This window comes from Mangrovimonas sp. sgz306409, assembly GCF_059735265.1.
In genome coordinates, this window is sequence record NZ_JCAPEU010000021.1 from 1 (window position 1) to 6089 (window position 6089).

Below are 6089 nucleotides of genomic sequence, written 5' to 3' on the forward strand. Positions count from 1 at the left end.
TAGAGTATTGAGTATTGAGTATTGAGTATTGAGTATTGAGTATTGAGTATTGAGTATTGAGTGGAACGTAGAGCGTAGAGAGGCCTTCAATTCTTAGATAAGCTCAGGGCAGGCTGAGCTCAAGGTAGGCTTACTCATGATGACGAATTGGTGAGTAGGAAGTGAAGCGGATTATGGAGTATGTGAAGATATGCAAAGAATAGAGAATAGAGAATAGAGAGGAAAGAGGAAGGAGGAAGGAGAAAAAGAAAAGTGTGAATGATAAGGAATAGTAATGGTAGATGCGTTTAAAACATCATATTTATGGGGGCAGGACCAATAAAGCAAAGAAAACGTATAGGACTGGTATTGTCTTCGGCTCCTGGGTATTCGGAGACTTTTTTTCGAAATAAAATAACTGGACTGCAGGCGCAAGGGTTTGAAGTGGTGTTGTTTATTGTGGAAGGCTCGAAAAAGGTGTCCAAGGATTTGGGATGTGATGTGGTTTCGGCCCCTAATTTTAAAGGTTCCGTATTCCAGGTATTTGTACAGAGTGTTTTTGTGTTTTTTAGGGCTTTGTTGGGGAGTCCGCGTGTGAGTTTTCGGCATTTTCAGTTGGATCGGGCTCAAGGTTTTTCGTTGGGTTTGTGTGTGAAGCGGCTTTTGCAAAATGCGTTTATGTTTGGTTACCCATTGGATTGGTTGCATTTTGGTTTTGGGATGTTGGCGGTTGGACGTGAACATGTAGCCGAAGCCATGGGCGCACAGATGGCGGTGAGCTTTAGGGGATTTGATTTGTATTTATCGCCTTTAAAACATGCGGATTGCTATGCCTTATTGTTCAACACCAACGTGCGTTACCATGTACTGTCTCATGAGATGCAACAGGATTTGATGGGGTATGGTATTCCTGAATCTGCTATTTATGTTATAACTCCAGCCATTGATGTGCAATTTTTTAAGGACTCCACAGGGAGCTTTGGGGGCAAGGCACCCGTTGCTTCCAAAGTTTTACAAATTGTTACCGTGGCCCGCTTACATTGGAAAAAAGGGTTGGAGTACACTTTGGAGGCTATGGCAGTCTTGAAAAAACGCGGTGTTCCTTTTCATTATACGCTTATAGGGGATGGGCCAGAGTATGAGCGTTTGGTTTTTGCAGCCCATCAATTAGGAATTAGGGAAGCGGTGAGCTTTGTAGGCTCTTTGTCTCCAGATTTGGTTAAGGACTATTTGGAGGTTGCTGATGTATATGTGCAGTACAGTATACAGGAGGGGTTTTGTAATGCTGTTTTGGAGGCTCAAGCTATGGGGTTGCTTTGTGTAGTATCTGATGCCGAAGGTTTGTCGGAAAATGTTTTGCACGGGGAAACGGGCTGGGTGGTTCCAAAGCGAGCCCCCTTATTATTAGCGGCACAAATACAACAGGTTGCAGGTATGGATGCGCTTGCAGCTCAGGAGCTTCGAAGGACAGCTGTGGCACGGGTACGTAAAACGTTTAATTTGGAACAGCAGCAGGCGGCATTTGTAGGATTTTATTTGTAGTATTGTCTCGATTTATTGCTATTGATTTTAAAAAATATGTGTCTATGACATTTTATGAATTTAAACGTTGGTTGACCTACCCTTTGATGACCACTCATTTGGTGACCGTGCGACGGGATTTAAAACGTTTATTAAAAAGAGGAGATACTCTTTCCCTTTTGGATGTGGGAGGGAGAAAGTCGCCTTATACAATTAATTTGCCAGCTTCTGTCACTTTGTTGGATGTTCCTCAGGAGGCAGGTACCAAGGCAGCATTGAATTTGGGGTTTACCCATTCTATTTTAGACTCTATCAAATCGCAGCGTAGTAATATTACAGATATTGTTATTCAGGATATGACGCAATCTACTTTGGCAGCGCATAGTTATGATGCCGTGGTGTGTGTGGAAGTGATTGAACATGTAGAAGAAGATGAGGCTTTTGTAAAGCATATTTCCAATGTGATCAAACCAGGGGGGTGGGCTTATTTTACGACTCCTAATGGTGATTATATTAAAAATGAAGGACCAGATAAGAACCCTGATCATGTGAGACATTATACCCGAGAAGAATTACGACAATTATTAGAACGTTATTTTGAAACCGTTGATGTACATTATGCTGTGAAAACGGGCCGGTTTCGGGTAAAGGGCTTGCGAGGCTATAGCTTACGAAAGCCTATACGTACTCTTTCCTCTATTTTTTCTAATGTTGTGAATCGCTTTCAGTCGATAGGGGTGAAGGACCATGCAGAGGAAACAGCCCATTTAATAGCTGTGGTTTATAAATAGGATAAGATAAATATATTTTTAAGTGTATAGAATATGAGAATTATAAGGCGTTTGCGAGCAAATTTAAGCCATTGGAAAGCCTCTAATTTGGGATTGCAATTGGTTTTGTTGTGTGGTAAACCCTTAAAATTGATGCCGGGTACACTGAGAGCAAAAGAGGGTCAAGATGATGCTTGGTGGTTTTATTTGGCTAAGTATCATGATACAATTTTTGATATTGGTTGCAATATAGGTTATACGGCTCTTCTGGCTTTAATAGAGAATCCTAATAAATATCTTCTTTTGGTTGATCCCAATCCTTTAGCTTTACAAAAGGCGGCAACTAATTTGATTGTTAATGGAATGGGGAGTCATGTCCATTATTTATCTTCTTTTGTGAGCAATTCGGTGAAAGAGACGGTTACATTTTATACTGTAGGTTCAGGAGCTGCCGGAAGTATGCATGCTTCTCATGCAAAAACAGCAGCATTGACCAATAGTTGTATGGAAGTACAAACTGTGAGTTTGGACTATTTGTTTGATTTGTATAAGGTTTTTCCTGATTTGGTGAAAATAGATGTGGAAGGTGCCGAGGCATTGGTGATGGAAGGTGCTAAAGAAATGGCTAAAGCAACGGCCTGTAATTTTTTTGTAGAGTTACATACTGTTGAAGGTATAGGTATGGAAGGTATGGGGCAATATATGTTGGATTGGTGTGAGGAACTGGAATATAAGGCTTGGTATCTAAAAACAGGTTCTGTTTTAACCAACGCCGAAACCATCAAAAGTAGAGGCAAATGTCATTTGTTATTGATGCCAAAGCACAGGGCTTATCCGAAATACTTAATTGGGGTTTCTCAAAATGCTAAATTGCCAAAATTGTAATATGCCGTTTTCGTTTCTTAACTATTTACAACCTACCCATTATTTTCGTTTGTTTAGAAGCAATGGTCTTTCGGTGTTTCCAATGCCAGATGAATTACCTAAGTGTATTATTGAACAATTGGACTCCGATGAAGGATTTTCTTCTGAATTAGCACAGGCCTACGATTTGTCTTGGCAGGCTGTTCAACGAGGGTATATCGGGAATTCAGATGCCTATAGAGTGTTTCAAGAAGTCCCTATTGTTGATGACTATCGGTTTATTCGTAAGTATTTTCACCCAGCTTGGGTGTTGTATGTACTTGTATTGCGTTTATTTTCTTTTAAAAATCCCTTGAGGGAGCTTAAAGCTTGGTTTCAGACGCGGTCTGTTTCTAGAGTGTCCTACTCTCCTTTGATTTATTCTGAATGGGACAGTTTTAGGTCGGCATTGGTGGCGCAACAACCTTTTGTTAGTGTGGTGATCCCTACTTTGAACCGCTATGCCTATTTGGAAGCTATATTGAAAGATTTGGAGCAGCAGACCTATCCTCATTTTGAAGTGATTGTGGTAGATCAATCCGATGTTTTTCAAGCGGACTTTTATTCCCAATACCAGTTGGATATTCAATTGGTGCGTCAAGAAGAAAAGGCCTTGTGGTTGGCCCGTAATACGGCTATACAAAAGGCTATGGGTACGTTGATTGCCTTATCTGAAGATGATGTGCGGGTTGCGCCGAATTGGCTGGAGTGTCATTTACGTTGTTTGGATTTTTTTGATGCGGATGTGTCTGCAGGAGTTTTCCATCCAGAGGGACAGCAGATTCCGAAAGATAGGTCTTATTTTTCTGTGTCCAGTCAGTTTGCAACCGGAAATGCTATGTTGTATCGAAGGGTTTTTGAAGATGTTGGGTTGTTTGATCGGCAATTTGAGAAACAGCGTATGGGAGATGGTGAGTTTGGTTGTAGGGTTTATCTAGCAGGTGTGAGAAGTGTTTCGAATCCTTTTGCCAGTTGTGTTGATGTTAAGGCGGGGGTTGGAGGCTTACGGGAATTAGGGAGCTGGGATGCCTTTAGGCCAACCAATTTTTTTGCTCCGAGGCCTATTCCTAGTGTTCTGTATTATTTTAGACGTTATTATGGTAGTCAAAAAGCTCGATTGGCTTTAATGCGAACAGTACCCATGTCGATCTTTCCTTATCAATTTAAACGACATAAAGTGTTATTGGTGATAGGGCTTTTTGTTAGTATTCTTTTGTTGCCACTGGTTTGCTATCAAGTGTGGCGTTCATGGTATTTGGCGAGTCGAAAGTTGGAGGAGGGGCCGATGATTGGGGATTTAGAATGAAGAATTAAAAATTAAAAATGAAGAATAAAGAGCAAAGAATCAAGACTAAATGTAGTAGTGAGTAGTGAGTCCTTCGACCCTTCGACAGGCTCAGGGCAGGCTTGCTCAGGGTGACGGAGTAGTGGGTAGGCCGGTTTTCTCGATACAATTTTATTCCACTACGTTTCATAAAATCACTTGAAGTGACGAAGAGGTTTGTAGAGAATTTAGAGGGCTGAGGGTTTCGAGTGGTTGATCCTTCGGCAAGCTCAAGGTGACAAAGGAGTTAATAATGAAAAATTAAGAATGAATAATCTTTGAACAAAGAAGAAAGAATCAAGAAGCAAGACTGAATGTAGTAGTGAGTAGTGAGTCCTTCGACTCTTCGACAGGCTCAGGGCAGGCTTGCTCATGATGACTATTTGCCCGATAGTAGTGGAGTGTCATTTGTAGGTATTTTACTTTGTATGAACTATTTGTTGTAGGGTAAATCCTGATTTGTTGATAAGAGCGTGTATAAGGTGTTTATAAGTTTGGGTGTAAGATGTTGAAAATCATGTGTATAACTAATTGTGTAATATCTTGTGTGACACTTTTTTATAGCTACCTTAGTACCAGTTAATAGCAGTATCTTCAAAAAAGCCTTTCCGGTATTCATTTTATAGAGGTTGATTAGTGTTCGGAAGGGCTTTCTTGTTTTTGGAGGAGGGTAGTGTCCTTCGACAAGCTCAGGATGACGAAGTGAGCCCTTCGACCCTTCAGCTATGCTCAGGGCAGGCTTGCTTAGGGCGACAGAGTAGTGGATAATGAATAGTGTTCTTCGATCTTCGGTGATGCTAAGTACACGATTGCTTAGGGCGGCGTTTTGGATAGAGTAAAGATTATAGAACAAAGAAGCAAGAGTAAAGAATCAAGACTTCAAGAGTAAAGAATCAAGACTTCAAGAGTAAAGAATCAAGACTTAAGGAAGTGGTGAGTGGTTTACTTTGGTGCTTCGCCCCTTCTCCCTTCGACCCTTCAGCTATGCTCAGGGCAGGCTTGCTTAGGGTGATGTATTGAAGAGTAAAGATAATAGAACAAAGACTAAAGACAAAAGAAAGTAGGGAGCGGGGGACTTTCTACCCTTCGACCCTTCGGCTATGCTCAGGGCAGGCTGAGCTCAGGGTGACAGAGTAATGAATAGTGAAAAATTAAGAATGAATAATCTTGGAACAAAGGGGAAAGAACCAAGAAGTAAGACTTAAGAATTGGTGGGTGGTTCTCTTGGATTCTTCGGTGATGCTCGGGAAAGGCTTGCTCAGGGTGACATAGTGGACTTACTTTACCTATATTGGTTCACTTTCGATGAGGAACTTGTTTTCATAGCTGGTTTGGATTTATAAATAGAGAAAAAGACATGACTTGAGCATGTCTTTTTTGTTTTGGACTATCCTTTATATATATGACAAAGGGATATTTGGGATTTATGCCCGTTGTATACATTATATATAATAGGAGCATGAATATGCATATAAGGAAGGCTCAACACGCTATTTCCTATAAGCCGTAAAATATTTCCACACCCAAACACTTCAATTCCAGTCCTCTAAATTCCTTTCTTCAAAATATTTTCCAAAAACCCAAAAAAAGGC

4 protein-coding genes are annotated in these 6089 nt (G+C 40.8%); all 4 read left to right on the forward strand.

What is annotated here, in order from left to right; all coding sequences use genetic code 11:
- Positions 1-303 precede the first annotated feature (303 nt).
- Genes AC6I5C_RS17575 through AC6I5C_RS17590 form a run of 4 tightly spaced genes read left to right on the forward strand, consistent with a single transcriptional unit; the run spans position 304 to position 4479 of the window.
- Entirely contained in the window at positions 304-1521 is a 1218-nt protein-coding gene (locus AC6I5C_RS17575; RefSeq protein WP_497906308.1) for a glycosyltransferase family 4 protein, read from the forward strand.
- Between the two features lie 44 nt (positions 1522-1565).
- Positions 1566-2291 (forward strand): class I SAM-dependent methyltransferase, encoded by a 726-nt coding sequence (locus AC6I5C_RS17580; protein ID WP_497906309.1) that lies wholly within the window; start codon positions 1566-1568, stop codon positions 2289-2291.
- Positions 2292-2324: 33 nt separating this feature from the next.
- Positions 2325-3155, forward strand: coding sequence for an FkbM family methyltransferase (locus AC6I5C_RS17585; protein ID WP_497906310.1), 831 nt, complete (start codon positions 2325-2327; stop codon positions 3153-3155).
- A gap of 1 nt (position 3156) precedes the next feature.
- Entirely contained in the window at positions 3157-4479 is a 1323-nt protein-coding gene (locus AC6I5C_RS17590; protein WP_497906311.1) for a glycosyltransferase family 2 protein, read from the forward strand.
- Positions 4480-6089: the final 1610 nt, after the last annotated feature.

Bases quoted from the DNA above. Each gene is read 5' to 3' on its own strand.
- AC6I5C_RS17585 (WP_497906310.1), top strand. From the start codon at position 2,325: ATGAGAATTATAAGGCGTTTGCGAGCAAATTTAAGCCATTGGAAAGCC.
- AC6I5C_RS17590 (WP_497906311.1), top strand. From the start codon at position 3,157: ATGCCGTTTTCGTTTCTTAACTATTTACAACCTACCCATTATTTTCGT.
- AC6I5C_RS17575 (WP_497906308.1), top strand. From the start codon at position 304: ATGGGGGCAGGACCAATAAAGCAAAGAAAACGTATAGGACTGGTATTG.
- AC6I5C_RS17580 (WP_497906309.1), top strand. From the start codon at position 1,566: ATGACATTTTATGAATTTAAACGTTGGTTGACCTACCCTTTGATGACC.